Consider the following 26,488-nt stretch of genomic DNA (forward strand, 5'->3'; position numbering starts at 1 on the left):
GTAGAACCGAAAAAAACAAGCACAGTGGCTGCCATCATTAATCACTGTGCTTATTAAATTTATTGTGTGTTTTTTATCTGAACCAGTTCCGGTTCACCTACATTGCCAAGCCTATCTACAGCACAAACAGCAATCTGGTTTACAACATTTATATCTTCCCCTTTTTCATTTTTCTCTAAAATAGCCATTTCAAAATTTTGTTGACCTTTATTAAGGATAAACATTTCCCACTTATCATCCTTTTGTACGTAAACCACCCAACGAAAAACATTTTTTTCATCAGGATGGGTCCAGTCAATTTGTAATAAGTCTGTTTGCACCCGGTGATTTATTCCGGGTTTTTGTGGTGCTGTTTCCCCAAGCCAAGGCGATGGTGGAACAAGTGCCTGGTTTTTATATGGTCCATTTTTTAAAGCTTTATTGAGCCCTAAAGTATCATTCAAAAAGGCTTTCATACTAAAGTGGACGTGTCCCGGGCTTTCCTGCATAAACCCTCGTGAAATCATTATCTGGCTAAGATTTTCGTACACGCCTTGTTTATTTTTTACTTTGCTTGTATACATTCCCGGCCAGATATTTCGGTCCTTTTTATTTTCATTTACCCACCAGCCAAGTAGTACCGGGAAGCTTTGCGGGATTTGATTTATCGGCCAATAAAGTTGAGGCGTCCAATAATCAATCCAACCTTCATTTAGCCATAAACGTGCATCAGCATAGAGCATATCATATTGATCAAACCCTTTAATGGATGGTGGATTTCCCGGTCGCCAGATCCCGAAAGGGCTTATCCCAAATTTGACATGTATTTTTTCTTTTTTGATTGCATTATAAAGGCGCTTAATAAAAATGTTTACGTTATCCCTGCGCCAATCTTTTCGGTTTAAGGAACCCCCATTATAAGTATAAGCCTGCCAGGATTTATCATCAGGAAAACTACCATCACCATAAGGATAAAAATAGTCATCAAAATGAATGCCGTCTACATCATACCGCTTTACTACATCCATTACCACATCAAAAGAATAATCTTGCGTTTCCTGAATGCTCGGATCTAGCCAATGATATCCACCTTCTACCTGACGCACCAAATGAGGGCGGGTTTTAACTACTGAATGTTTGCTAATTTCTGCACCTTGCGGATGATGCGCACGATATGGATTAAACCAGGCATGCAGCTCAATCCCACGGCTATGTGCTTCTTCAATCCAGAATTCAAGCGGATCATAATAAGGAGATGGTTTTGTGCCCTGCTCACCGGTTAAATAATATGACCACGGTTCAAGAGGACTTGCATATAATGCATCACACTGCGGCCTTACCTGCAAAACTACCGCATTCATATTTAATGCAGAAAGAGTATCCAGAATGGCAATTGCTTCTTTTTTTTGTTGCTCTGTTGAAAGCCCTGGTTTGGTTGGCCAGTCGATGTTTGCAACAGTTGCAACCCAGGCTGCACGAAATTCTTGCATAACAGGAGGCAGCTCAACTTTTTTTGAAATTTGCCTTTTAATTGTTTGCTTAGTTGTAACACATGTAGAAATGAGCAATAGGGAGAACAAAAAGAATCCAATCAATAGTCGTTTCATAATATCCATTCCTGATTATTTGTTGTGCACATTAATTTTAAATCTACAAAACAGAGCAAACAAAATCCTGCCAAAATACAATCTTAAAAAAGAATCTTTGTCTTTTAAACTACATCAATATTTTTAAAAATAGTTTGCCCCGCTAAAACCTTTTTCGTATTTTGGTGTACGATTGTTTACTTACAACTCAAAAAAATAACAATATAACCGGCATTACTTTTTTACGCTTTGTACCCACATCTTGCAAACACGAAAAAAGTAAAGCCATGAATTAAGAGAAGGTTAAACAGAATATGTCTTTCACTCATTTACACACACACAGTTATTACAGCCTTCTCGATGCCGTGGCCTCTCCTGAAGAGCTGATTATCGCTGCAAAAAAACATGGAATGCGGGCCCTGGCTTTAACCGATTCCAATGCTTTGTACGGTGCGGTTGAATTTTACCGCCTGGCTAAGGAATACAATATAAAGCCCATCATCGGTTCCGAGCTCACATTGATTGACCAAAGCCGGCTTATAGTGCTGGTTAAAAATGACAGCGGCTACCGTAATTTGTGCACACTAATTTCCACCGGTCAGTTTCAAGGCGGGCATCTGAAATTTAAGCTTTCCCTGAAAGATGTTTTCAAAAATAAAGACGGACTTATAGTCCTCTCCGGTGGACAAAAGGGATGGGTTAACCGTTTGCTGGCCAAACGTGATCTTGACGGTGCGGCACAATATGTTCGCCGAATGCAGGAAATTTTTGGCAACGATTTTTACCTGGAGTTACAACACTTTGATCCCAATGACACATTAATAAATTTACGTTTACGCGATTTGGCCGCTGAAAACCGCATTCCCTTAGTGGCCACTAACAATGTGCATTTTACATCTATTAAAGATTGGAGCCTGCGCCGCACCTTGCATGCGATTGACGCCAACACCGTTTTGGAAAAGGTGGAAACAGCAGGAAGCTCTGAGCAGTATTTGAAATCTACCATGCAAATGAAAGAGCTTTTCAGCAGTTTTAAATCTGCCATAAGCAATACACAACGTATCACCGGGAATTGTAATTTTGAATTTAAATTGGGTTCCCCCATTTTTCCATCGATAGATTTACCAGAGCAAGAAAGCAGCTTTTCCTGGCTGTGGAAAAAAAGTTTTGAAGGCGCTACAAATCGCTATAAACCGCTTACCCGTGAAGTAACTGCCCGTCTTCAATATGAGCTCAACATTATCCACGAATTAGGTTTTGCGGAATACTTTCTAATCGTAAAAGATATTGTTGATTACTGCCACAATGAACATATTCCCTGCGTTGGGCGTGGCTCGGCTGCCGACAGCCTTGTCTCCTATGTCCTGGAAATTACACAGGTCGATCCGATTAGACATAATCTGTATTTTGAGCGTTTTCTCAATCCCGAACGTACCGACCCGCCGGATATTGATTTGGACCTATGCTGGAAAAACAGGGATAAAGTTATTGAATATGTGTACAAAAAATACGGGCGCGACCGCACAGCCATGATTTGCACCTTCAATACTCTGCAAAGCCGTTCGGCCATCCGTGATGTGGCCAAAACATATGGTTTGCCCGAAGATGAAATTGGCAAAGTTACAAAACACCTGCCCCACCGCCCCATCGAAGAAATTGAAGAAGCCGTAAATACATTGCCCGAGCTTCGCGAACTTCGTCATAACCTTTCACTTTACGAAGAAATAATGCGTATTGCTGCCCGCATTTCCGATTTTCCCCGTCACCTTTCCATTCATCCCGGCGGGGTAATTATTGCACCCAACAAACTTACCCATCACACACCGCTGGAAATCGCCGGCAAAGGAATCGTGATTGCCCAGTACGATATGTATTCCATAGAAAAACTCGGGCTGGTAAAAATGGATCTGCTTGGTGTGCGTTCCCTTAGCATTATCACCGATTGCATCCGTATGGTTAATGGCGATGCAAAGAAACACACAGGGCGTTCATTTTCCGGTAAAGGCGTACCCGATTTTTTTTTCAAAAACAGTGCTTCCCTCTCACCATTGGATTTGCGAACTATTCCTGAAAATGATCCGGCCATAACCAACTTTATCCGAAGCGGGCTTACCCTTGGCTGTTTCCAACTCGAAAGCCCGGCAATGCGTGGCCTTATAAAAAAAATGCTAATAGAAAATGTGGATGATGTAATTGTGGCGGTTGCCCTAATCCGGCCCGGTGCTTCGGGCAGTGGTGGCGGCATGAAAGAAGTATACATTAAACGGCGTGCCGGCCTGGAACAAACCGAATACCTGCATCCCTCTTTAGAACCCGCTTTGGGCGATACATATGGCGTAACCATTTACCAGGAACAGGTGCTGCAAATTGCGCATCATGTGGCCGGATTAAGCTACGCCAAAGGTGACAGCCTGCGCCGCGCCATGAGCAAATCGCGTAAGAAAAAAGAGTTTTTGGCAGTTCATCAGGATTTTGTGAAAGGGGCCATAAAAAAAGGCCTCGCCGAAAAAGATGCGGAAAAGCTTTGGCAATATCTTGCACAATTTACCGGATATGGATTTAATAAGGCACATTCGGCTACCTATGGCACCATTGCTTATCAGGCCGCTTTTCTCAAATATTATTTTCCGGTAGAATATATGTGCGCCGTTCTAAATAATCATGGCGGGTTTTATTCCAAAGCCGCTTACATCGAAGAAGCCCGGAGGATGAAAATTCGTATCCTGCCACCTGATGTAAATTATTCAGTTAAAGATTTTACAGCTGAAGACGGCACCATTCGTACCGGGCTTTCGCCTGTTCTTGAACTGAGCGAACGTACTATTGAAGCCATAATTAAAGAGCGCAGCACATTAGGTTTTACAGATTTATATGATTTTATCCGCCGTACACGTATCGGTGAAAGAGAATTGGAGCACCTGATTAAAGCCGGTGCCCTCACCTCAATCCACCCAAGTGCCCCCCAACTAATGCTGTTAAAAAAGTTATTTTTTAAAAACAACAAAAAAGCCGAGATAGCAAAATATGTTGCCGGAAAAAGCTATCTTGATCCATTTAATATGTACCAGAAGATTTTGAATGAACTTGAAATACTCGATTTTGCAGCCAGTGATCATCCCCTGTATCTCTTTGAAGAGCGCATCGCTTGTGAAAATATTGTAGCCTCCAACCAACTCGACAAACACCTGAATAAACGAATTCGTGTTTGTGGCTGGCTTGTCACATCACGCCGGGTTGCAACCCGCTCACGCAATTATATGAAATTCCTTACCCTTGAAGACCGTTTTGGATTGTGCGAAGTAGTGCTTTTCCCGAATGTGTATGAGCAACACGGGCATATAGTACGTACACATGGGCCATACATCGTAACAGGAATGATCCAATCACGCCTACCCGGTGAAGCAAATATAATAGCAGAAAAAGTAGAACTAATAAAGATGAATAAAGGCGAAATCGAAGATTTATTGATGAGAGATACCACTAATGACGAAACTGTTGAATGCATATAACTGAATTCGCAAAGTTAAATAACCTTTTTAGTTATTTTTAATTTATTATAACATTTATGGTTATATATTTGTTTTTATAACTTTTTTAGTTATATTGCCAGAAGAATAACTTTTTGGGTTATGTTATGCAAAACAAAAGATACCTGGTAATTATCGGGGATATAGTTAAATCGCGGGAAATAATAGATCGAGAAAAAATCCAATCTATTTTTCACGAAAAAATAACACCCGGAGCAAATTTAGCTTTATCAGAAATGATAAATTTTGATGACAATATAGTTTCAAGTTTTACAGTAACCATTGGTGATGAATTCCAGGGGGTGCTCAAGTCTGCAACCAGGTTATTCAAATTTCTATACGAGTTTGAATATAATATTAAACATGCAACTACAGAAAATATAGACTTCAGATATGGATTAGGAGTAGGGGAAATTACAACAAAGATAAATAAAAATGCCGCGATTGGAATGGATGGACCGGCATTTTATAATGCCAGAAAAAGCATTGAAATAGCCAGGGCCAACAATTTAAAGAATTCTTTTAAAAGTGATTCCGGAAACGATGATTATATTAATATTCTTTTGCGCTGGTTAAGCTTAGAAAATAAAAAATGGAGTTTTCAAAAGTTTCAGGTTATCCATCTAAAAAAAGATGGATGGACACAAAAGCAGATTGCAGAGAGATTAAATATTTCTCAACCAGCTGTCTCAAAAGTTTTAAAAACAACCCCAGTACAACTTACAGAACAAACAGAACAACTTATAGAAGACCAAATCAATTCTCTATTAAAAGAAAAACAAGCCGTTACCTATTCCATGGTAGCAGAACCAAATTACAAATACAATTCAAAGCCACGTAAAAACAGGTAAAGAAATGAACCCCTCATTTGAAGTAATTTCGCTTTTTACATATTTATCAGGTCGTCTATTTTTTTACAATATTTCCAGTTTATTAAATGGAAAAAAAGAAAGCGGCTTGGTTAAACGAATTATTTATGGATTCATAATTGCATTGCTTCTGGAAAACCTGTTGACAGGGATATTTTTATTTTCAATGCATACACTGACAGTAATATTCGATACATATATCAAACCAAAAAATGAAAGCCAAAAATTTAAAATATATTTTATCCATCTTCTATTTGCATTGACGCTGTCACTAGCAATAATAGGGATTATAGATTTTTCAACAAATTATCTATTAAACCCATTAATGCTGTTGATTACCCCATTGAAACTAAGTATCCCATTTTTTAAATCAGCATTACAAGTAGAAAAAATAAATATTACCTTAAAAGTAATGGCTGGATTTGTGTTCACAATTAAAGAAGGAACATTAATAACAAGACTTGTACTGCGTAACATGAGTGCTGTACCAATGAAAAAAGAAGAGCCGGAAACCAACGATGTCCAGGAATTTGATCGTGGTAAGTTGATTGGAATTTTGGAACGGAGTTTAATTTATTTCCTGATTATTTTTAACCAGGTAGCAGCAATTGCAATTATTATAGCGTTAAAATCGATTGCCCGATTTAAAGAAATGGATGACAAGAATTTTGCAGAATACTTTCTTATTGGTTCTTTGCTATCTATTGTTGTGGCTGTCTTTCCTGCCATTATAGTAAAATTGTTGCAGTAGATTATACTACATGCGCATCAGCATGATAAGAGCTACGGACTAGCGGACCCGCCTCTATATGTTTAAAACCAAGATCTAATCCTATTTTTTTTAATTCATCAAACTCAGTTGGGTGGTAATAACGTTGAATAGGAAAATGCTGTTTCGATGGTGGCAGGTATTGGCCTATCGTTAAAATATCTGTATCAATTTCGCGGGCATCTTTCATTAACTTAACTATGTCGTCTTTTTCTTCACCACAACCGACCATAATTCCTGTTTTTGTGGTAAAACCTTTTTTCTTGGCATAATCCAATACAAAAAGAGATCGATCATATGTAGCCTGAACGCGCAAAGCCTTTTGCAAATGCTCAACTGTTTCCAGGTTATGGTTTAGGATATCCGGACGGGCGTCAAGAATTGTATCTAAATCATCAGGGTCACCCTTCATATCAGGAATAAGCACTTCAATTGTGCAACCCGGTTTTTTTTGTCTTATTTTCCTGATTGTTTCAGCAAAAATTGAAGCCCCACCATCACTTAAATCATCACGGGTAACTGATGTGATTACTGCATGTCGTAAGTTTAGTTTTTTTACAGAATCGGCAACCCGGGCCGGTTCTTCCAAATCATATACAGGTGGTTTACCAACTTCTATATTACAAAACGTGCAACTTCGGGTACACACATCACCAAGAATCATAAAAGTTGCTGTTCCACGATTCCAGCATTCACCAAGGTTGGGGCATCTTGCACTTTCGCAAACTGTATTTAAATGACTTTCTTTTACAAGAGAACGTAGTTCAGAAAAATTGTTATTATCTCCCAATTTTATTCGCAGCCATTCGGGTCTGCGCATTGAGGAATTTTGTAAAATATTTAAAGGACTTTTCTTTTTCGCCAATTTATTTCTTTCAATTTTAATTAAAACCTTATCAGGTTTGCACCCCAGGTAAATCCACTGCCAAATGCTGCAAGGCAAACCAGGCTACCATCTTTTATTAAGCCTTCTTCATAAGCTTCGGTCAAAGCAATTGGAATTGATGCGGCTGTAGTATTTCCATATTTTTCAATATTGCTAAAAACTTTTTCTTTTGGAATCTCAAGTCTCATTTGAATTGCTTCGGTAATTCTTTTATTTGCCTGGTGAGGTATGACAAGGTCGACATCATCCAAAGTACAACCGGCATCATTTAATGCTTCATTTATAGCTGCCGGAAATTTTTGCACTGCATGTTTAAAAACATATCGGCCATTCATGTAAGGATAAACACCTCCTTCATCAATCATTTCTTTAGAAATTCTTTTTGGCTTACTACTTCCGGGGTCTTCTAAAAACAATTCCCGTGCAAATGTTCCATCTGCATGCATATTACTGCTCAAAATACCTTTACCCTTTTCTTCCGTAGATGTAAGAATTGCTGCACCAGCTCCATCACCAAAAATAACTGCAACATCGCGCCCTTCAGTTGTCATATTTAATCCTGTGCTTTGCACTTCTGCACCTACAACAAGAATATTTTTATACATACCTGTTTTAATAAATTGATCGGCAATAGCCATGCTGTAGACAAAACCACTGCATTGGTTTCGCACATCAAGAGCACCAATTCCCGGAATACCAAGATGAACTTGCATCGGGCAGCCGGAACCTGGAAAATCAAAATCCGGACTTAATGTGGCAAAGATTATAAAATCAATTTCAGAAGCTTGCAAACCGGCCATTTTTAATGCTTGTTTTGCTGCCTCTGCACCCATCCACGATACTGTTTCCTTACCAGGTTTTGCATAATGTCTTTCTTTTATACCTGTTCTTTCCTGAATCCACGAATCGGATGTTTCCATGATTTTTTCAAGGTCTGCATTTGTAACCGTTCGTTTTGGAATATATTTTCCAAGGCCGATAATTTTTGAATTTTTCATTGTGTCCTAATATTTGTTTAATCAACTTTTTTTAAAAAAGCAGGATTAAAAATAAATTCCGATTCAAATTGGTCTTTAATAAATATGCTAATTTCACTTGATGCTTTGTTATTATCTAATACAGAAACATGGTCTTCATGTTCTAAAATAATCGCCTTACTGTCTTCATTCAATTGCATTTTTAAGTCGTTAAAATCATTCTCTGAAACAGATTTGTCTTTTTTTCCATGAATCATCAATATTGGTATTTTAACTTGTCCTATAATATCCTTTGGCGCAACCCGTGATAATTTTTCGCCATTTTTAAACTCAATAGATTTTACAAGGCTATCGATAAGTTGTTTCGGTATTTTTTTCTGCTCAAATTGCCTGCGGATCAGTTTTTCACCATCTGCAAAAAGGGAAAGCAAAATTAAACCACTTACGGAATTATCCAAATGGCCCATTTCTAAAACAGTGGCAGCACCAAATGAGTGACCAAGAAGAATAATATCTTCATTTTTATTTTTATTTTTTATAAACTCGATCGCAATTTTTATATCATCTTTATATTTCGCAATAGACAAATCTTTTTCGCTATCACTTTTTCCATGATTTCGGGTATTCAAAACAAATACATGTGCCTCATTATTTATGCCGGCCAGCAGCGGTAATAACGAATCTGCAGAGCGGCTCCATCCATGGACAGCAAGGATAATCGTTTTTTCACTATTTGGGTTCAAATCCCATAGCTGGATTTTTTTTGTTGACTCAGTTTTTAGGAAATGTTCATCAAATGTGATACTAAAGTCATTAGGAGTTTTAGTATTAGGAATATGAGGGATGTAAATTATTTTTCTCAAGATAGTATTAATTAATACATAAATGAGAATTATGCCGACTATACTAATTGAGGCTATAGGGAGAACTAAACTCAATATAAATCCATTTTTAATTTGAAAATAATTATGTATCTTTTGGGATCGGAAACATGCAATTTAAGTAAGCGTTTTAAAAATTAAAAGAAAAATTTTTATGAGAAATTCATTAGAAAAGAAAACATCGCCCTGGATAATCTTTATAACTGTCCTATTTATTACTGTATCCTTCTATTCCTGTAACGACCGTGTTAACAGCTCCGATACTGATGATAGTGGGCCGGTGGTAAACCCAATCGGAAAAAAGAATTATTTTGAAATTGCAACCTGGAATATCGAATGGTTTCCGAAAAGTAATTCAAAAACAATTAACCTTGTAAAAGATATAATTCGGGATCTTGATCTTGATATGATTGCTGTTCAGGAAATTTCTGATGTGGCTTCTTTTAATACACTTAGTGATTCTTTGGATGGCTGGAAAGGAATTTTATCAACCGATCAATACAGCAGCAACTCCTATCAAAAAACAGGGATTTTATATAAATCTGATTTTATAAGCATCTCATCTGTGCACAACATTTTTGAAAATGACAGCTATCCTTTTCCTCGACCGCCTTTATCAGCATTTGTAGAGATTAAAGATATAAATGGCACTCAATATGATTTTTCAATTATCGTGTTACATTTAAAAGCTTTTAGCGATGAATCCAGTGAGCAAAGACGCAGAGAAGCAATTATTAAATTAGAAGATTTTGTATCGCAAGAAATAAATAATGGTGCAGATGCAGATTTTATTGTGCTGGGGGATTGGAATGACAGGGTAAGCGATACCGGTTCCAATAATGTCTTTTTACCTTTTCTGGACAAAAATAACCAATACTCTTTTGTAACTGATAAATTTACAACTGCAATTGATCATATAATGATTACTAACAACAGCCAGGCAGAATTTGGAGATGGCGAAACAGAAATGCTCGATCTGCGTAAAGAACTTTCAAACTATTCATCGGATGTTTCAGATCATTTACCGGTAATGGCGCGGTTTAAAGGATTTACAATATCAACAACAAAATAATAAACTAATTTGGGACCGGATTTCTTTTTTTGTAAAGCAACATAAAAACAACAATGCCTAAAAAATCAGCTGTCCAATCAAAAAAATCGGGATAACGACCAGGCACAAGAGCCTGATGGAATTCATCAAGAACGGCAAACAATGCTCCAATTAGAGGAACTAACCATAAATAATGTTTTTTAAGAAATATTTTTTCTGACATCAAAAAGCCTCTGGTCATCAACCAGCCTAAAAGCCCAAAAATTGCAAAATGAATTATCTTGTCAACACCTTTTGGGATTTTTACACTCAGCAATTCTGATGATAGACCAGATTGAATTGTGATTAGCAGCATCATCAGCAACCAAGGAACATGAGCGTTTAAATAAAAAGCCCATTTAGAGAAATTATTGTTCAATTTTAGAGACCTTTTGTTCGATATGACATATCAATAATAAATAATTTAACATCAGAACATTTATAGATGCAAAATCAGTTATTTGACATTATTTTTTTCAAACGATAAATTCCCTTCTTTTTTGGAGCAATGAATGGCAAACATTTCAAAGACAATTAGTTTTCCAAGTATTATAGATAATCTTGAAAAAATCGAGCAGATGTCCTCAAAAATTGCCTTGGATATTGGTTTTGATGAATCAACAGTGGATGATATTTCTATTGCACTTACTGAATTAGTTAACAATGCCATTCACCATGCCAATAAAGATAATCCTGATAAAAAGGTTACCGTGTCTTTTAAAAGCGATGATGAAAAACTTACAATTTCCATTTTAGATGAAGGCGAGGGGTTTAGCCCAACAAACATTGGAAACCCGCTTGATCCTGACAACTTGATGTCTGACAGTGGCCGTGGGCTATACCTTGTGGAAGCTTTAATGGACTCCGTTGAATATAAAATATCGAAAACCGGAACCGAAGCAATCATAACAAAAAATTTAGAATCAAAATGAGTTCAAAAAAAACAGTTGTTGTAGCAATGAGCGGCGGTGTTGATAGCTCTGTAGCAGCAGCGTTGTTAAAAGATCAAGGCTATAATTGCATCGGCATTACAATGAAATTATGGGATTATGAAGCCATTGGCGGGAATATCAACCACGAAAGTGGCTGCTGTTCTCTTGATTCCATAAATGATGCGCGAATGGTATGTGCAAAACTCGATATGCCACACTACGTTTTAAATTTTAGCCGCGATTTCCATGATGGTGTTGTCGATAATTTTGTTGATGAATATATCGCAGGGCGAACTCCCAATCCATGCGTTCAGTGCAATATCAAAATAAAATGGAAATCACTCCATGAAAAAGCACGTGAGCTTGGTGCAGATTTTATTGCCACCGGCCATTATGCGCGTGTAAAGTTCAATGAATCCAGTAAAAGATACGAGCTTTATAAAGGTCTCGACAGTAGCAAAGACCAATCCTATGTTTTATGGGGAACTAAGCAAAACAATTTAGCTGAAACGCTATATCCACTTGGCGAATTCACAAAACCTCAAATCCGGGAAATGGCCCGCAAAATGGAAATGCGGACTGCTGAGAAAAAAGAGAGCCAGGAAATTTGTTTTGTGCCGGACAATAATTATGGCAGGCTGCTTAAACAGGTTGTTCCCGGTCTCGAAGAAAAAGTTACCGACGGGGATTTGATTAACAGCAGCGGTGAAAAGATAGGAAAACACAAAGGTTATCCATTTTTTACTATCGGGCAACGCCGCGGAATTGGTACAGGATTTGGGCAACCGATGTATGTTTTGGGGACTAATCCAAAAACAAACGAAGTTACAATTGGACAAGAGAACGAACTTTATTCAAAAGAGTTTACTGCAAATTCATTGAACCTCATCAAATTTGAAAATCTTCCTGCTGAAGGAATCCATTGTTTAATTAAAATCCGCTACAATGGAGCCGGATATCAAGGAACAATTTTCCCGCTCGATGCTGATTCCGTGAAAGTTGTATTTGATGAGCAACAAAAATCTGTAACTCCCGGACAATCAGCAGTTTTTTATGATGAAAATGATTGTATTATCGGTGGTTCAATAATTAACTAACAATTAATACTCCTTTTGTGATTTTTATTAGGAAACTAAATGTCTGCTGAAAATAAAAAAGCAAAAATTACCGTTCCTGAAATTATTAAAATGAAGCAAAACGGTGAGAAAGTTACAATGCTTACCGCCTATGATGCTTTGATGGCCGAAATTATTGACGTTGCCGGAACGGATATTATTTTGGTTGGAGACTCCGGCGGAATGGTTATGGGCGGAAAAGAAAACACATTATCCGTCACCATGGATGAGATGGTTTTTTATACAAAATCTGTTAGCAGGGGTGTTCAAAACGCTCTGTTGGTTGCGGATATGCCCTTTCTCTCATACCAGGTCAGCACTGAAAAAGCGATTGAAAATGCAGGCCGTTTTCTGCAAGAAGCCTGTGCTGAAGCTGTTAAGATTGAAGGTGGTGAAATAATGGCGGAAACTATTTCCAGATTAGTTTCCCTGGGAATTCCGGTTATGGGCCATTTAGGATTAACACCACAATCCATGCATCAATTAGGTGGATTTAAAATACAAGGTACAAAAAGTAAATCTGCTGAGTCTCTCCTTAAAGACGCAAAAATTCTTGAAGAAGCCGGCGCATTTAGCATCGTGCTGGAAAAAATACCGGCGAAGCTGGCAAAAGAAATATCGGACTCAATTTCCATTCCAACAATTGGTATTGGTGCCGGTGCCGGATGTGATGGCCAGGTTTTGGTTACCCAGGATATGCTTGGAATATTCCGTAAGTTTAAACCCAAGTTTGTTCGACGATATGCAGAACTTGGTGATGAAATAGAAAAATCATGCCGCGCATACATCAAAGATGTTAAGAATTCCAGCTTCCCAAGTGAAAATGAAAGTTATTAAAACCGCTTCCGAAGTCCGCGATTGGTCCCGATCCGAGCAACAAAAAGGATGTTCAATCGGGCTGGTACCTACAATGGGCTTTCTGCATGAAGGTCACTTAAGTTTAATCCGCAAAGCAAAAACAGTTTCTGATAAAGTTATTGTCAGTATTTTTGTAAATCCTACACAATTTGCGCAAGGTGAAGATTTAGACAAATATCCGATAGATATTCAGGGTGATTTAAGTAAATGCCAAACCGAGGGAGTTGATGCTGTTTTTATCCCAGACAACAATGAAATGTATTCGGACCTGCATCAGACATATGTTATTAACCAGGAAATAGGCCAGCTACTTTGTGGCGCTTCACGGCCAACACATTTCCGTGGTGTCAATACAGTAGTAGCTAAACTTTTCAATTTAATTGATCCTGATTTTGCAGTGTTTGGACAAAAAGATGCTCAACAATCAATCATAATTAAAAACATGGTGCGCGATCTGAGTTACAGAACTCAAATTTTAGTTGAACCGATTATCCGTGAAAAAGATGGCCTGGCAATGAGTTCGCGAAACAAATATTTAAATCCGCAGCAGCGCAAAAATGCTTTAATTCTGTCACAAAGTATCAACTTGGCATATTCAAAAGTAAAATCCGGAAACAGGAATTTTACAAATCTTGAAAAAGAAATAACAGAAAACGTGAATACACTGCCCGAATGTAAAGTGGATTACGTGGAATTTGTAAATGCAGACACTCTTCATAAAAAGTTTGCAAAGGGTGATAAAGTTTTGCTGGCAATTGCCGTATTTGTTGGAACAACAAGATTAATTGATAATGCTATCATAACTATTTAAGGAACCCAGATGAAGAAAATTTCTACAGCGATAATGGCTGCCGGTAAAGGCACACGAATGAAGTCTGATTTACCAAAAGTATTGCACAAATTAAATGATCGTTCAATGGTCCATTATGTGATTGACTTAGCCGAAAAAATAAATTCTGATAAAATCGTTTTAATTGTAGGACATAAAAAAGAATTGCTGGAAGATGAATGCAGCAAAAGAAATGTTGAGTTTGCTGTTCAATCTCCTCAATTGGGAACTGGCCATGCAGTACAAATGACAGAATCTGCTTTTAATAATTACGATGGTGATGTACTTGTGCTATCTGGTGATGTACCTTTACTTACCGAAAAATCAATACGTGCCCTGATAACCGAACATCATAAAAGTGATGCAACTGCCACTTTGCTAACCGCAGACCTGGATGATCCGTTTGGATACGGACGCGTGGTGCGTGATAAAGATGGCTCCGTTGAAAGCATTGTTGAACATAAAGATGCCAATGAAGCCCAGCTAAAAATTAATGAGATAAATGTTGGAATTTATTTATTTGATTCGAAGAAACTTTTTGATGCATTAAAAGCTGTAAAGAATGATAATTCCCAAGGCGAGTATTATTTGCCGGATGTTGTTCCAATGTTTATAGAAGAGGGACTTACGGTCCGTGCCGTAAAATCTGAGAGCTTTGATGAAACTCGTGGTATTAACACCATAGATCAGTTAAAAGAAGCCGAAACTATTTTAAATACACGCAGTTAGTATATTGTTTTTTAGAGTATTTGATTTATAGTAATTCGTTTCATATTTTTAGGGCATCAGAAGGAGAAAATACCAATGAAAAACAATTATTCGAAAAGTTTATTTTTTGTACTTTTTTTGATCCCATTTTTAGCTTTTGGACAATTAAAGAAAGATACAAAAAAGCCTGATTTTACAAATATTCTGGCTAAACCCGCAGATAGTTTTTTATTAGGCTTTTTAGATCCTTCAAAGTTTCAGATGAACCATTCATTTAATATGTCTTTTGGAATGGGCGGCGGGCAGCAGATGCTTCAAAATGCTTATATAAACACAATGTTTTTTCAGTTTTCGGATAATCTGACTTTATCAACAGATATCGGTATTATGCAAACACCGTATCATACTTTCGGGCAAAACAGCTCTTTAAATAATCCTCAGTTTTTTGGAGGAGCACAGTTAGATTATAAAATTTCCGAAAATTCTCATTTGCAATTGAGATTTGAATCTGTACCAGCCAGTTATTTTAATCAACGTAATCAATTCTATAATCCGTTCTATAGATCAAATTATTTTGACCGTGGAAATAGGACATATTAACGAGAAATGATATTTCCAGATTTTTATTAAATAAAATTATTAACCGGATTCCTTTTAAATAAGAATCCGGTATTTTTTTGAGCATTTATTTGCGGAGCATCAGGCAAACTTGAGACACCGAAGAAGAAGTAACAGCCAAACAATACAAAGAAAATCCCATTCTAATACCAACGTACGGTTCTCCCCTTCCAAAAAAAAGAAATCTAAGCTGCCGTTTTTATTTTTAGGATTGGTTGCCGTTGTAATTATTGGCTTTTTGTATTGGCCAGAATTATCAGAATTGATTCCTGCAACTCAGAGCGAAGCTATTTCTAATCAGAGTGAAATAGAAACCAGAAGTGAAGAACAAACTTCAATTCCCGTTCAGGAAACGCAAGAACCAGAGGTTCAATATTATTCACCCATTGAGAAAAAAATTCAATTGGAAATATTGAATGGGTGTGGTGAAAAAGGAGTCGCTAAAAAGTTGGCTGATCTATTAAAAAAATCCAAGTATGACATCGTTAATAGCGGTAACTATATAGAGCAAGGGAAAATAAACTGGCAGGTTCAGGAAACAAAGATAATCGACCAGATTAATAATCAGGAAAATGCCAGGGATTTAGCAGATCATATGGGCATCCTTTACGCCAATGTGGAAATTTTTGACAACCCTTCACCCATTGCTGACCTGACCGTTGTCATCGGGAAAGACTATAAACTTTTATCAATTTTTCAATAACGGAGATTTTATTTGACATCCAACCAGCTGGCAGAGGCCATTTCAAATTATGCCTTGGAAAAGAAAGGCCATCAAATTGCCATTTTAAATGTACGTGAGTTAAGCAGTGTAACAGATTACTTTGTAATAGTTTCAGCAGAATCACAAGCCCAACTTAAGGCAATTGCAGATAACATCGAACGGAAAATACGCAAGGACGAAAAAGTCCATTTGTATCACAAAGAAGGAATCAACTCCCCAAACTGGATTTTATTAGATTATGTTGATGTAGTGGTCCATATTTTTAGAAAAGAAACTCGTGAACATTTTGGTTTAGAAAGACTTTGGGCAGATGCAGAAATGAAACTTGTAATGGAAGAAGAAGCATGAACGCCGAAGACTTTATAAAAAACGAACTAAGCTTATTTTTAAAAAAACATGAAATAGAACTACCTGTAATTTTACAACGCCCAAAAGATGAAAACCATGGCGATTTTGCATCAAACCTGGCCATGCAACTTGCACGTCACTTAAAAAAAAATCCCAGACAGATCGCTGAAGAAATTATTTCAACAATTTCCCTGAATGATTCCTACATTTCAAAAGCAGAAATTGCCGGGCCGGGATTTATTAATTTTTATGCTGCAACCGGCAATATACTTGATCAATTTTTACAAATTCCAAAACTCCAGTCTGAATTTGGCAGAATAAAACAAAGCAATCCAATTAAAGCGCAAGTTGAATTTGTAAGTGCTAACCCAACCGGGCCGCTAACAATTGGCCATGGCAGGCAGGCTGTTTTGGGGGATACAGTTGCCAACATCCTGGAAGCTGCCGGCTATGATGTTACGCGTGAGTATTATTTTAACGACGCCGGGCGCCAAATGCGCGTTTTAGGGGAATCAGTAAAGATCCGTTATCAACAATTATGTGGCCTGGAGATTGAATTATCAGATGATCATTATCAAGGTGAATATATAATCGACATTGCCAAAGATCTACATCAGCATCATGGCGATGCACTAAAAAATGACAATGATCTTGAAAAATTTACCAAGGCAGCTGAAGACACCATCTTTGAAAATATTAAAGGCACAATAAAAAAGCTGGGCTTTAAGTTTGATGTGTTTTTTAACGAGAAATCACTTTACGAACAAGGAAAAATTGATCAGGTTATAAAAGACCTTAAAACCAAAAACCTTGTTTACGAAAATGAAGGCGCGACTTGGTTTAAAACAACCGATCTTGGATTTGACCAGGACCGGGTTATTATTAAAAGCAGTGGTGAACCAACCTATAGATTGCCAGATATGGCTTACCATGTAGAAAAGTTTAAACGAAAATTTGAGTTAATTGTCGATATTTTCGGTGCAGACCATATCGATACTTATCCGGATGTTTTGGCTGCTTTAAAGGTTTTGGGGTATGACGAAGAAAAAGTAAAAGTGCTTATTCACCAATTTGTAACATTGACAAACAAAGGTGAGCAAGTAAAAATGTCAACCAGAAAAGCAAATTTTGTAACTCTTGATGAGCTAATCGAAGATGTTGGCGTTGATGTAACCCGTTATTTCTTTTTAATGCGAGGAATGAATACACATCTCAATTTTGATTTGAGTCTGGCTAAAACACAATCTGATGAAAACCCTGTTTTTTATATTCAATACGCTCATGCCCGTATTTGCAGCATAATTGCATTAGCAGAATCCAAAAATATAAATACAAAAAATCATAAACGCGATATTTTAGAAAACCTGGTCAAAAAGGAAGAAACAAACCTTATAAAGGAATTACTGCAATTTCCTGAGATTGTTAAAATATGTTCCCAGGTTTTAGAACCACAACGAATGGTAAATTACCTATTTGGCCTCGCAGCTACTTTTCACAGATTTTATACCGAATGCAGAGTAATAACAGAAGACGAGAATTTATCAATGGCCAGGCTTGCCTTAATCGATGGAACGCGAATTGTAATAGCCAACGCGCTACATATTTTGGGAATAAGTGCACCAAACAAAATGTAAACGGAGATAAAATGAGTATTTTGGTTGTAGGTTCGATTGCCTATGATACTATTGAAACACCAAATGGAAAAATGGATGACGCATTAGGTGGGTCGACACTGTTTTTTACAGCTGCTGCCAGCTTGTTTGCACAGATAAATGTTGTGGGCGTTATTGGCTCTGATTTTCAAAAAGAAGAGCTTAAGTTTTTAGAACAGCGTGATGTAAATTTTGATGGACTCTACGTTGAAGAAGGAAAAACATTTCGCTGGGGCGGACGCTATCACAAAAATATGAATCAGCGTGACACTTTGTTTACAGACTTAAATGTTTTCGAATATTTTAATCCAACGATTCCTGAACAATACAAAAATTGTGAATATATCTTTCTGGCAAATATTGCTCCTGAACTTCAGCTACAGGTTTTAGAACAAGTTAATAACCCAAAACTTGTAGTCTTAGATACGATGAATTTGTGGATTAATATAAGCCGCGATGCGCTTGAACAGGTTGTACGAAAAAGTGACATCGTAATTATTAACGATGAAGAATTAATGCAATTTACCGAAGAAGAAAATTTAGTAAAAGCAGTTAAAAAGATTGTTGCTATGGGGCCTTCAAAGCTGGTTATAAAACGTGGAGAATATGGCGCGCTTTTATATTCAAACAATAAATTTTTCTTTGCGCCGGCATATCCATTGGAGAATGTAGTTGATCCAACAGGAGCAGGGGATACCTTTGCGGGTGGTTTTTTAGGTTATCTTGCTTCAACGAATGAAATTAACGATGAAACATTGCGCCATGCTTTGGTTTATGGATGTACAACAGCATCATTTACTGTTGAAGATTTTGGATTGCTTAATTTAAAAAATTTATCAAAAGAACAATTGGAAAGCAGATTTGATGAATTCAAAGAAATGATGGTTTTATAATTTATGAAACTAATGCTTCTTCCATTTTCTCAACTTCCGGGAGTATGATTGTAAACACGCTCCCCTTTCCTTCCTCACTATGTACTTCAATTTTTCCATCGCAGGTTTGAAGAATTTCCTTAACTAAAGAAAGGCCAACACCAATTCCTCCGCCCATAAAATCTGTTTGTGATGTGGAATGGTGCATAACATCTTGAACTTCATAAAATGGTTCAAATACAAAATTCTGTTTATCGAGTGGGATTCCAATTCCATTATCTTCCACAGAAATATATACTTTTCGGTCGGCAGCTTCCTTCTTAACTTTTAACGATACTTTTCCGCCCTTTTCTGTAAATTTTAAAGCATTTTGCAAAAGCTCTCTAATGGCCCTATGCAGATTATTTTTGTCTGCACTAATCAAGATAACTTTACTATTAGTATAAGCACCAAACTCAATTTCACGCTTTTTAAACAGGATTTTCATTTCACTTGCTACAGACAAAATGGAATCGTTTAAATTGAATGTTGTATTTTCTTTCCTGGAGAATGCTTTTTCAGCATCTGAAAGGTTATGCATCCTTTCAACCAGCTCAATCATTTCATAAAGCGTTGAAGAAACAATGCCTAAATATTCGGTTATTTCTTCAGATTTATCTTCTATACTTAAATCAATTAATTCAAAATAGCCTTTTAAAACAGCCAACGGTGTTCTTAATTCATGATTGGTAATTGTAATAAATTTATCTTTGATTTCATTAACATGTTTAAGCTGATGGTTTAGGTTTTTTAATTCCTCATTTTCATGAGATGCGGAAATATGTTTTCTGCAACGGTTTAAAACAATACGAACGTGTTCCAGGCTAACAGGCTTAGTTATATAATCGAACGCCCCTTCCTTCATTGCATTGATCGCTGTTTCGATTGTAGCAAACCCCGTTACAACAATTACCTCCACATTAGGGTATTTTTTCTTGATTCTCCTTAATGTCTCCTGGCCATCCATGACCGGCATATTGAGATCTGTAATTACAAGATGGTAGTCTTTTTGGGAAAGCTTATGCAGCCCGTCTTTACCATTTACTGCTGTATCAGTTTGATAACCTAATACTGAAAACATATCAATATAGCTTTCACGAATAATAGGTTCATCTTCAATAACGAGCAATTTTAAGTCTTTAGCTTCCATAATTATTTTAAAAAGGCTGGGCTGGTTTAATTTTCACTGTTAATTTTAATGGGATACGGTAAAATCATCCGTCGAATATTTTCCAGTTCAGAATTAATTTTTTCCAGGTAACTGACTGTATTGTTATCGATTGAATCTAACTTATCTTCCAATAAAAAAATTGAGGCATTTAAAACATTAATCCGGATCCGCAAATTCTCCACCAACTTTTGATAATCTTCAATTGAAAGATCATCTAGATTTATAGCATTGTCTAATTTGCCCATAAACTTTTTATACATCCTATATTTAAAAGTCCTGACATCCTTGTTCAATAACACACATTCGGTAGTCACAAGCGGCAAATAAGAAAAAACTATTGTAGAGGTAGAAAAACGCGCAAAGAAAATTATTTGGAGTATATTTAAGAAAAAAACTGCTATTTTTTATATAGTTTCATCATCAAAATAAAACCGGGTTTTAGAAATACCTTTAATAGCGTTTAGTTCTTTTATAAAAATATGTATTGTATTTTTATTTTTCAGCTCAACATTAAATGATATTTCAAATTCATTTTTATCATCCAATGTAAGCATGTCTATTAAGCTATATTTTTTGCAGTATTTTTTAAACAAAGCGATATAAGCTGGTTCATCTTCAGGAACACTACTTATAAACTGAATCAGAAATTGGCTTTTTTGGGGGAAAGCATAATTAATTTTGGCAAGAACAATCGTGATTGCACCAATAAAAAATGAACTGAATATTGCTATAAATTTTAGATTGACTCCTGCAGCCATTCCAACAGCTAAAGAAAAAATTATAAAAACAATATCCTGAATATCTTTAACAGCTGTTCTAAATCGAATAACTGTCATAGCACCAACCAGCCCAAACGCACGTGCTAAATTGTTTCCAATAGTCATTATTACCAATGCAGTAATTACCGATAAAATAACCAAGGCACGCACATAAGAAGGAGAATAACTCAACCCGGTAAAACTAAGTCTATAGCTATGCGATACAATTAAACCGGATATTAATGCTATTGTAAGATTTACTAAAACCTGTTCCAGAGTAATACTATTAAAAAAATTGCCACTAAAATTATCTAACATCCGATTCAGTCCTTGAGAGTACCCGCTTAAGCGAATATTTTTGAATTCTTGGTATTGTCATTAATTGTTTTACACCGGTAACCATCTCCAGTTGTTTATCAATGGATAGGGTGTATTTGGAAACAGAACGTGCTTGTAAATGCATACTCTTTATCATTGAAATAAGCCATCCCGGAAATTGTTTATTAAATTTCATCTCAAGAACAAATTTATTTCTAAAGGTGTTTATAAAATTGTCTGTTTCGAATAAATTTGAATACTTATCCGTTTGAATACTTCTTATATCTTTGTCAAATGTTATCCTAAGATCCGGATTAAATTTATAATGGTATGCTTCCCGCTCGTATGCAACTAATATTACCGGATTTAGTGATTGACTAAATATATGATATAAAAATAATTCACGATCTCGGTCTCTGCTTTTTAACTTCAAGTTTGATTCAATTTTTTTGCCAGAAAATACATCATCAAGTTGATCAAATATTAGAGGATATCTGTTTTTAAAAATGTGAGAGCCGTTTTTCCTTTTCAATTCTAAAAATGTAACACTGTTCTTTGTATAAGTGTTATAGCTACGAATTCTTACTTTTATTCTATTTTGCAATCCATCTATTTTTTCATGATAATACTTTAAAGACCTGGTATCATAATATACACTACGAACGGTATAGTCCGGTGCTTCCTTTGGTCCGGCAAATTTATCCAAACGCATATAAGGCGACAAGAAATCCCTTACTTTAGGCAACATTTCTAAAGGTAATAAATATTTAATTTCCCTTTTTAACATAGTTTTTCATGTTTTAAAAGTATATAAAAGTTTCCATTTAAAAAAATCTAACAAAGACACATCGCCTAAGTTTAATTTGCACATAACCCACAGGTTAACAGGCAAAGATACGTCTTCCGATTGAGGTTTACCTACAAGAGTAATAACCTGTTCCGAGTTAAAACTTTGAACAGTTAAATTTCTATAAATTATATCAAATGTTCTATCTTCAAAGTCTGCAATTTCCCCGGTTGTTGTGTTCCCAACTAGTTCCTGGTATTGCCAGTTTAAAGGAATCATTAAAAGAATATTTCTTGTTTGTACAGCAAGGATTGTATCCGATGAAAAGAAGTATTTTTTATCTCCTGTTAAAGGTGATATGATTACAAGTTGCTTTTGTTTTTCTTTTAATACTTCATATTCTTGTTCGTAACCAACTATTTCATTTTTAGCAAGAAGTATTTGTTCTGCTTTAGCCCCGGTTTTAGAAGAACTCAATGCAGCTTCACGTACTTGCACATCTAATAATCCAACACGCATTTCACTGTTTGCCTTTTCGTATTCTTCAATGGAAAGCAGGCCTTTATCAAAAAGTTCCTTTTTCCGTTCTGCTGTTTTTACTAAAAAAGAATAACTTTCCCTGGCAAGTTTCAATTTCTGTTCTGCTTCCTTCACCAAAGATTCCTTTTTCCCAGATAATAGAATTTGAAGTTTAGCTTTTGAAACCTCCAACTTTTTCTTTACTTGCGCAATTTGTCTGGATAGCAGGTTGGATTTGATCTTTGCAATTGTATCTCCTTCTGAAACAGACATAGCGTCAGTCGTAACCAGGTCAAATTCAAATGTGTCTCCCCTGTCCGGCAAAGTTGAAAAATATTCATCAATTTGCCCGGTATTATTATCATATACAGTTGCAGAAATACTTTCACCCGCCCCTTTTTTTAATACCCATGTTTTTTCTGTTACAATTTTCCCCGGTACACTAACTGACAATGGAATTTGAATTGGGAAGTAAACAATAATAAGAACCAACAATATTATCGAAATTGAAATAACCGTTATTTTTTTTGTCATAGTTTAAACAATCAGTTAAAAATAGTTTGTTTTATATAGAAAAGGAATTTACGGATAGTATGCCTTAACTATCAAGAAAAGTAGTATACTTTTTTAAATTAGTGTTCGATATTTTACTACCAAATAATACTGTTCGTTTAGTTTTTTCTATTTATTTTTGTAAATTAGCATCTACCAAATTACACAACTCAAAATTTTTCTTTTTGATCCTAAGAAAAGACATTTATTATAACCCAGAGGAAGACATGACCGTTTCAAAGATAATATGGACAAAGATTGATGAAGCACCCGCTCTTGCCACATATGCACTATTGCCAATTGTAAAGGCCTACTTAAAAGGAACAGGAATCGATGTTGAAACAAGAGATATTTCATTGTCCGGACGGATTATTGCAAATTTCCCTGACAGACTAACGGCTGAACAAAAGATTGAAGATGCTTTGCAACAACTTGGTGATCTTGCTAAAACACCTGAGGCCAATATTGTTAAACTTCCAAACATTAGCGCTTCCATTCCTCAACTGCAAAGTGCTATAAAGGAGCTTCAGAATAAAGGATATGATATTCCGGATTATCCCGAAGAGCCAAAAACTGATGCTGAAAAAGCTCTTCAACAACGCTTTGCAAAAGTTCTTGGTTCTGCAGTAAACCCGGTATTGCGTGAAGGAAATTCAGATCGGCGTGCGGCGACTTCAGTGAAAAAATTTGCACAAAAAAACCCACACAGAATGATGAAAGATTGGCCGGAAAGTGGCTCCAAGGCTCGAGTAGCCCACATGTCAGAGGGAGATTTTTTCTCAAGTGAAAAATCTGTAACAATGAATAAAGCATGCGATGTGAAAATAGATTTTATAGCTGATAATGGCGAATCAAAAACCCTTAAAGAAAAAGTATCACTTTTGGAAAATGAAGTAGTTGATACGGCTGTTATGAACGTTTCGGCTTTACGTAAATTTTTTGCAGAGACAATTGAAGAAGCCAGGCAAAAAAATATACTTCTTTCTCTTCATCTTAAAGCCACAATGATGAAGATATCGGATCCAATTATGTTCGGCCATGCCGTTTCAGTTTACTATAAAGAAGCCTTGGATAAACATGCTGTTACTTTGAAAGAAATTGGCGCAAACCTTAATAACGGTCTTACAGATGTTATTGAAAAACTTGACCGCCTGCCCGCAGATAAAAAAGCGGAAATAGAAAAAGATATTGCATCAGTTTACAATAACCAGCCGGACTTGGCCATGGTAGATAGCAGAAAAGGTATCACAAACCTGCATGTACCAAACAATGTTATCGTTGATGCATCAATGCCAAATGTTGTTCGCGATGGCGGCAAAATGTGGAATAATGATGACCAGCTTCAGGATACTATTGCCATGGTTCCTGACCGCTCTTATGCTACCATGTACCAGGAAATAATTGAAGATTGCCAAAAACATGGACAGTTTGATCCTTCCAAAATGGGAAGTGTTTCTAATGTTGGACTAATGGCACAAAAAGCAGAAGAATACGGATCTCATGATAAAACATTTGAAGCACCTGGCTTAGGAAAAATATGTGTGATTGACGATTCCGGTAAAACCTTGGTAGAACAATCTGTTGAAACAGGTGACATTTTTAGAATGTGCCAGGTAAAAGATGCCCCTATTCAGGATTGGGTTAAACTGGCAGTTACTCGCGCTAAAGCTTCAGGATCACCGGCGATTTTCTGGTTAGATGAAAACCGCGGACATGATGCTGAAATAATCAAAAAAGTAAACACATATTTAAAAGATCATGATACGACTGGATTGGAAATAAGAATTTTAAAACCTGTTGAAGCTATGAAATTTTCACTGGAAAGAATTCGTCGTGGAGAAGACACAATCTCTGTTACTGGTAATGTTTTGCGTGATTATTTAACAGACCTCTTTCCAATTTTAGAACTTGGCACAAGCGCACGTATGTTATCCATTGTTCCGTTGATGAAAGGTGGCGGATTATTTGAAACAGGTGCCGGTGGATCTGCCCCAAAGCATGTTCAGCAGTTTATAAAAGAGGGCCATTTACGATGGGATTCCCTGGGAGAGTATTGTGCTTTGGTACCGTCACTAGAGATGATTGCGGCAAACACAGGAAATGATACGGCATCACTAATGGCCAGCACACTCGATCAGGCCATTAGCATTTATCTTGAAAATGCCAAGTCGCCCTCTCGTAAAGTAAATGAATTAGATAACAGGGGCAGCACCTTTTATCTTGCTTTGTATTGGGCACAAACTCTTGCATCACAGGATAACGATCCGGCCATTAAAGACCGTTTTACAAAGATTGCAAAAAATCTGCAAGACAATGAAGCTGTTATTGCTCAAGAACTGCTTGATGCCCAAGGAGATGCAGTCGATGTCGGTGGTTACTTTATCCCTGATACTGAAATGGCTGAAAAAGCCATGCGGCCAAGTAATACTTTAAATGGAATTATAGATTCAATCTAAATAGAAATAAAAAAGTTTTGATTAAGCCCGGAATGTAATTTTAACCGGGCTTTTTTTATTTAATAATATCTTTAGGGGTGTTGAAATCCTGTAATATTTGCGGGTAATTGCAAGACCAGTATTTTTTTAAAATATCTTCTGAATCTTTCAATTTTCTTAAAGATTGGTCAGAATTGTGTTCTAAAACGCGTTGCTTTACCTTATTAGAGAACAAGACCGGATGTCCATTCCGGCTGTTATAATTTGGTTGAAGCCAGTCAACCGACTCATCAATTTCTTTTTTAAAATCCAAATAAAAATCAACAGGCAAACCGGGCTGGTCCACAAAATGATATAATATCCATCCTTCATTTTTTAACTCGCGAAGTCCGGCCTGCAAAGAATTGAACATACCTTGTTCATAATCACGATTATAACACCAATCTACTTTGGAATTAATATTAAGGACCTGGCATCCTAAAAATCCCTGTGTTTCATCTTTAACCTTTTTAGATTCATGACCTGTAACAACCAGAATTGTATCACAGATTAAAGACATGTTTAATAGAATTCCTGCCAGAAATGGTTTTCCTTTGTAATCCATTAAAGGTTTTAAAACACCCATCCTGCTGGATAATCCCGCACTAATTACAAGTCCATTAATTTTTGGCAAAGTTTCCATAGCCAGC

Annotated in this window: 26 protein-coding genes; 15 read left to right on the forward strand and 11 right to left on the reverse strand. The window is 36.5% G+C overall.

The genetic code is table 11. The features are described 5' to 3' along the window. Positions 1–59 precede the first annotated feature (59 nt). Complete coding sequence (locus HND50_04810; protein ID NOG44526.1) at positions 60–1,586, reverse strand: family 10 glycosylhydrolase; 1,527 nt, start codon at positions 1,584–1,586, stop codon at positions 60–62. A gap of 293 nt (positions 1,587–1,879) precedes the next feature. Here HND50_04810 and HND50_04815 point away from each other — a divergent pair, with 293 nt between their 5' ends. From HND50_04815 to HND50_04825, 3 genes are all read left to right on the forward strand, one after another. Further along, positions 1,880–5,074 (forward strand): DNA polymerase III subunit alpha, encoded by a 3,195-nt coding sequence (locus HND50_04815; protein NOG44527.1) that lies wholly within the window; start codon positions 1,880–1,882, stop codon positions 5,072–5,074. A gap of 125 nt (positions 5,075–5,199) precedes the next feature. After that, positions 5,200–5,943 (forward strand): hypothetical protein, encoded by a 744-nt coding sequence (locus tag HND50_04820; GenBank protein NOG44528.1) that lies wholly within the window; start codon positions 5,200–5,202, stop codon positions 5,941–5,943. A 4-nt stretch (positions 5,944–5,947) separates the two neighbouring features. Then, a complete protein-coding gene (locus tag HND50_04825) occupies positions 5,948–6,712 on the forward strand; it encodes a hypothetical protein (protein NOG44529.1) in 765 nt (254 codons plus the stop codon). Position 6,713: 1 nt separating this feature from the next. Here the strand turns inward: HND50_04825 and lipA are convergent, their stop codons facing one another. The 3 genes from lipA to HND50_04840 all read right to left on the reverse strand — a co-directional run bounded on the left by lipA (position 6,714) and on the right by HND50_04840 (position 9,531). Further along, complete coding sequence (gene lipA, locus HND50_04830) at positions 6,714–7,550, reverse strand: lipoyl synthase (GenBank protein ID NOG44530.1); 837 nt, start codon at positions 7,548–7,550, stop codon at positions 6,714–6,716. A 65-nt stretch (positions 7,551–7,615) separates the two neighbouring features. Further along, positions 7,616–8,614 carry a ketoacyl-ACP synthase III gene (locus HND50_04835; protein NOG44531.1) on the reverse strand — a complete coding sequence of 333 codons (999 nt, stop codon included), beginning with the start codon at positions 8,612–8,614 and terminating at the stop codon, positions 7,616–7,618. A gap of 17 nt (positions 8,615–8,631) precedes the next feature. Further along, on the reverse strand, positions 8,632–9,531 hold the full coding sequence (locus HND50_04840) for an alpha/beta fold hydrolase (protein NOG44532.1): 900 nt from the start codon (positions 9,529–9,531) through the stop codon (positions 8,632–8,634). 97 nt (positions 9,532–9,628) lie between these two features. Between HND50_04840 and HND50_04845 the strand changes: the two genes are divergently transcribed. Continuing rightward, positions 9,629–10,546 carry a hypothetical protein gene (locus HND50_04845; protein ID NOG44533.1) on the forward strand — a complete coding sequence of 306 codons (918 nt, stop codon included), beginning with the start codon at positions 9,629–9,631 and terminating at the stop codon, positions 10,544–10,546. A 4-nt stretch (positions 10,547–10,550) separates the two neighbouring features. Here HND50_04845 and HND50_04850 read toward each other — a convergent pair whose 3' ends face one another. Beyond that, positions 10,551–10,943, reverse strand: a complete 393-nt coding sequence (locus HND50_04850) for a VanZ family protein (protein NOG44534.1) — start codon at positions 10,941–10,943, stop codon at positions 10,551–10,553. 133 nt (positions 10,944–11,076) lie between these two features. On the opposite strand from HND50_04850, the gene HND50_04855 reads away from it, so the two are divergent. The 10 genes from HND50_04855 (at position 11,077) to HND50_04900 (ending at position 19,241) form a co-directional block, all read left to right on the forward strand. Beyond that, a complete protein-coding gene (locus tag HND50_04855) occupies positions 11,077–11,496 on the forward strand; it encodes an ATP-binding protein (GenBank protein ID NOG44535.1) in 420 nt (139 codons plus the stop codon). Then, positions 11,493–12,593, forward strand: a complete 1,101-nt coding sequence (mnmA, locus tag HND50_04860; protein NOG44536.1) for a tRNA 2-thiouridine(34) synthase MnmA — start codon at positions 11,493–11,495, stop codon at positions 12,591–12,593. Before HND50_04855 ends, mnmA begins: the two co-directional genes overlap by 4 nt. 39 nt (positions 12,594–12,632) lie before the next feature. Further along, on the forward strand, positions 12,633–13,448 hold the full coding sequence (gene panB, locus HND50_04865; protein ID NOG44537.1) for a 3-methyl-2-oxobutanoate hydroxymethyltransferase: 816 nt from the start codon (positions 12,633–12,635) through the stop codon (positions 13,446–13,448). Beyond that, a complete protein-coding gene (locus HND50_04870; protein ID NOG44538.1) occupies positions 13,435–14,280 on the forward strand; it encodes a pantoate--beta-alanine ligase in 846 nt (281 codons plus the stop codon). Before panB ends, HND50_04870 begins: the two co-directional genes overlap by 14 nt. Positions 14,281–14,289: 9 nt before the next feature. Further along, positions 14,290–15,027 carry an NTP transferase domain-containing protein gene (locus HND50_04875; protein ID NOG44539.1) on the forward strand — a complete coding sequence of 246 codons (738 nt, stop codon included), beginning with the start codon at positions 14,290–14,292 and terminating at the stop codon, positions 15,025–15,027. A gap of 75 nt (positions 15,028–15,102) precedes the next feature. After that, positions 15,103–15,606 carry a hypothetical protein gene (locus tag HND50_04880; protein NOG44540.1) on the forward strand — a complete coding sequence of 168 codons (504 nt, stop codon included), beginning with the start codon at positions 15,103–15,105 and terminating at the stop codon, positions 15,604–15,606. Between the two features lie 109 nt (positions 15,607–15,715). Next, on the forward strand, positions 15,716–16,327 hold the full coding sequence (locus tag HND50_04885; GenBank protein ID NOG44541.1) for a LytR C-terminal domain-containing protein: 612 nt from the start codon (positions 15,716–15,718) through the stop codon (positions 16,325–16,327). A gap of 12 nt (positions 16,328–16,339) precedes the next feature. Next, on the forward strand, positions 16,340–16,696 hold the full coding sequence (gene rsfS / locus HND50_04890; protein NOG44542.1) for a ribosome silencing factor: 357 nt from the start codon (positions 16,340–16,342) through the stop codon (positions 16,694–16,696). After that, complete coding sequence (locus HND50_04895; GenBank protein NOG44543.1) at positions 16,693–18,330, forward strand: arginine--tRNA ligase; 1,638 nt, start codon at positions 16,693–16,695, stop codon at positions 18,328–18,330. Before rsfS ends, HND50_04895 begins: the two co-directional genes overlap by 4 nt. A gap of 11 nt (positions 18,331–18,341) precedes the next feature. Continuing rightward, complete coding sequence (locus tag HND50_04900) at positions 18,342–19,241, forward strand: sugar kinase (GenBank protein ID NOG44544.1); 900 nt, start codon at positions 18,342–18,344, stop codon at positions 19,239–19,241. A gap of 1 nt (position 19,242) precedes the next feature. Here HND50_04900 and HND50_04905 read toward each other — a convergent pair whose 3' ends face one another. The 5 genes from HND50_04905 to HND50_04925 all read right to left on the reverse strand — a co-directional run bounded on the left by HND50_04905 (position 19,243) and on the right by HND50_04925 (position 23,346). Continuing rightward, positions 19,243–20,409, reverse strand: a complete 1,167-nt coding sequence (locus HND50_04905; protein NOG44545.1) for a response regulator — start codon at positions 20,407–20,409, stop codon at positions 19,243–19,245. A 26-nt stretch (positions 20,410–20,435) separates the two neighbouring features. Beyond that, positions 20,436–20,675 (reverse strand): hypothetical protein, encoded by a 240-nt coding sequence (locus tag HND50_04910; GenBank protein NOG44546.1) that lies wholly within the window; start codon positions 20,673–20,675, stop codon positions 20,436–20,438. A gap of 159 nt (positions 20,676–20,834) precedes the next feature. After that, the gene (locus HND50_04915; GenBank protein NOG44547.1) at positions 20,835–21,506 is read right to left on the reverse strand and encodes a DUF4956 domain-containing protein; all 672 of its coding nucleotides are present in this window, start codon (positions 21,504–21,506) and stop codon (positions 20,835–20,837) included. Further along, positions 21,496–22,293 carry a polyphosphate polymerase domain-containing protein gene (locus HND50_04920; GenBank protein NOG44548.1) on the reverse strand — a complete coding sequence of 266 codons (798 nt, stop codon included), beginning with the start codon at positions 22,291–22,293 and terminating at the stop codon, positions 21,496–21,498. The genes HND50_04915 and HND50_04920 overlap by 11 nt, the downstream gene beginning before the upstream one ends. Before the next feature lie 6 nt (positions 22,294–22,299). Continuing rightward, entirely contained in the window at positions 22,300–23,346 is a 1,047-nt protein-coding gene (locus tag HND50_04925; GenBank protein ID NOG44549.1) for a hypothetical protein, read from the reverse strand. A 245-nt stretch (positions 23,347–23,591) separates the two neighbouring features. Between HND50_04925 and HND50_04930 the strand changes: the two genes are divergently transcribed. After that, on the forward strand, positions 23,592–25,820 hold the full coding sequence (locus tag HND50_04930; protein ID NOG44550.1) for an NADP-dependent isocitrate dehydrogenase: 2,229 nt from the start codon (positions 23,592–23,594) through the stop codon (positions 25,818–25,820). 55 nt (positions 25,821–25,875) lie between these two features. On the opposite strand, the gene HND50_04935 is transcribed toward HND50_04930, so the two are convergent. Further along, on the reverse strand, positions 25,876–26,481 hold the full coding sequence (locus HND50_04935) for an NTP transferase domain-containing protein (GenBank protein NOG44551.1): 606 nt from the start codon (positions 26,479–26,481) through the stop codon (positions 25,876–25,878). Positions 26,482–26,488 lie beyond the last annotated feature (7 nt).

This window comes from Calditrichota bacterium, assembly GCA_013112635.1.
Lineage (GTDB): Bacteria > Calditrichota > Calditrichia > Calditrichales > J004 > JABFGF01.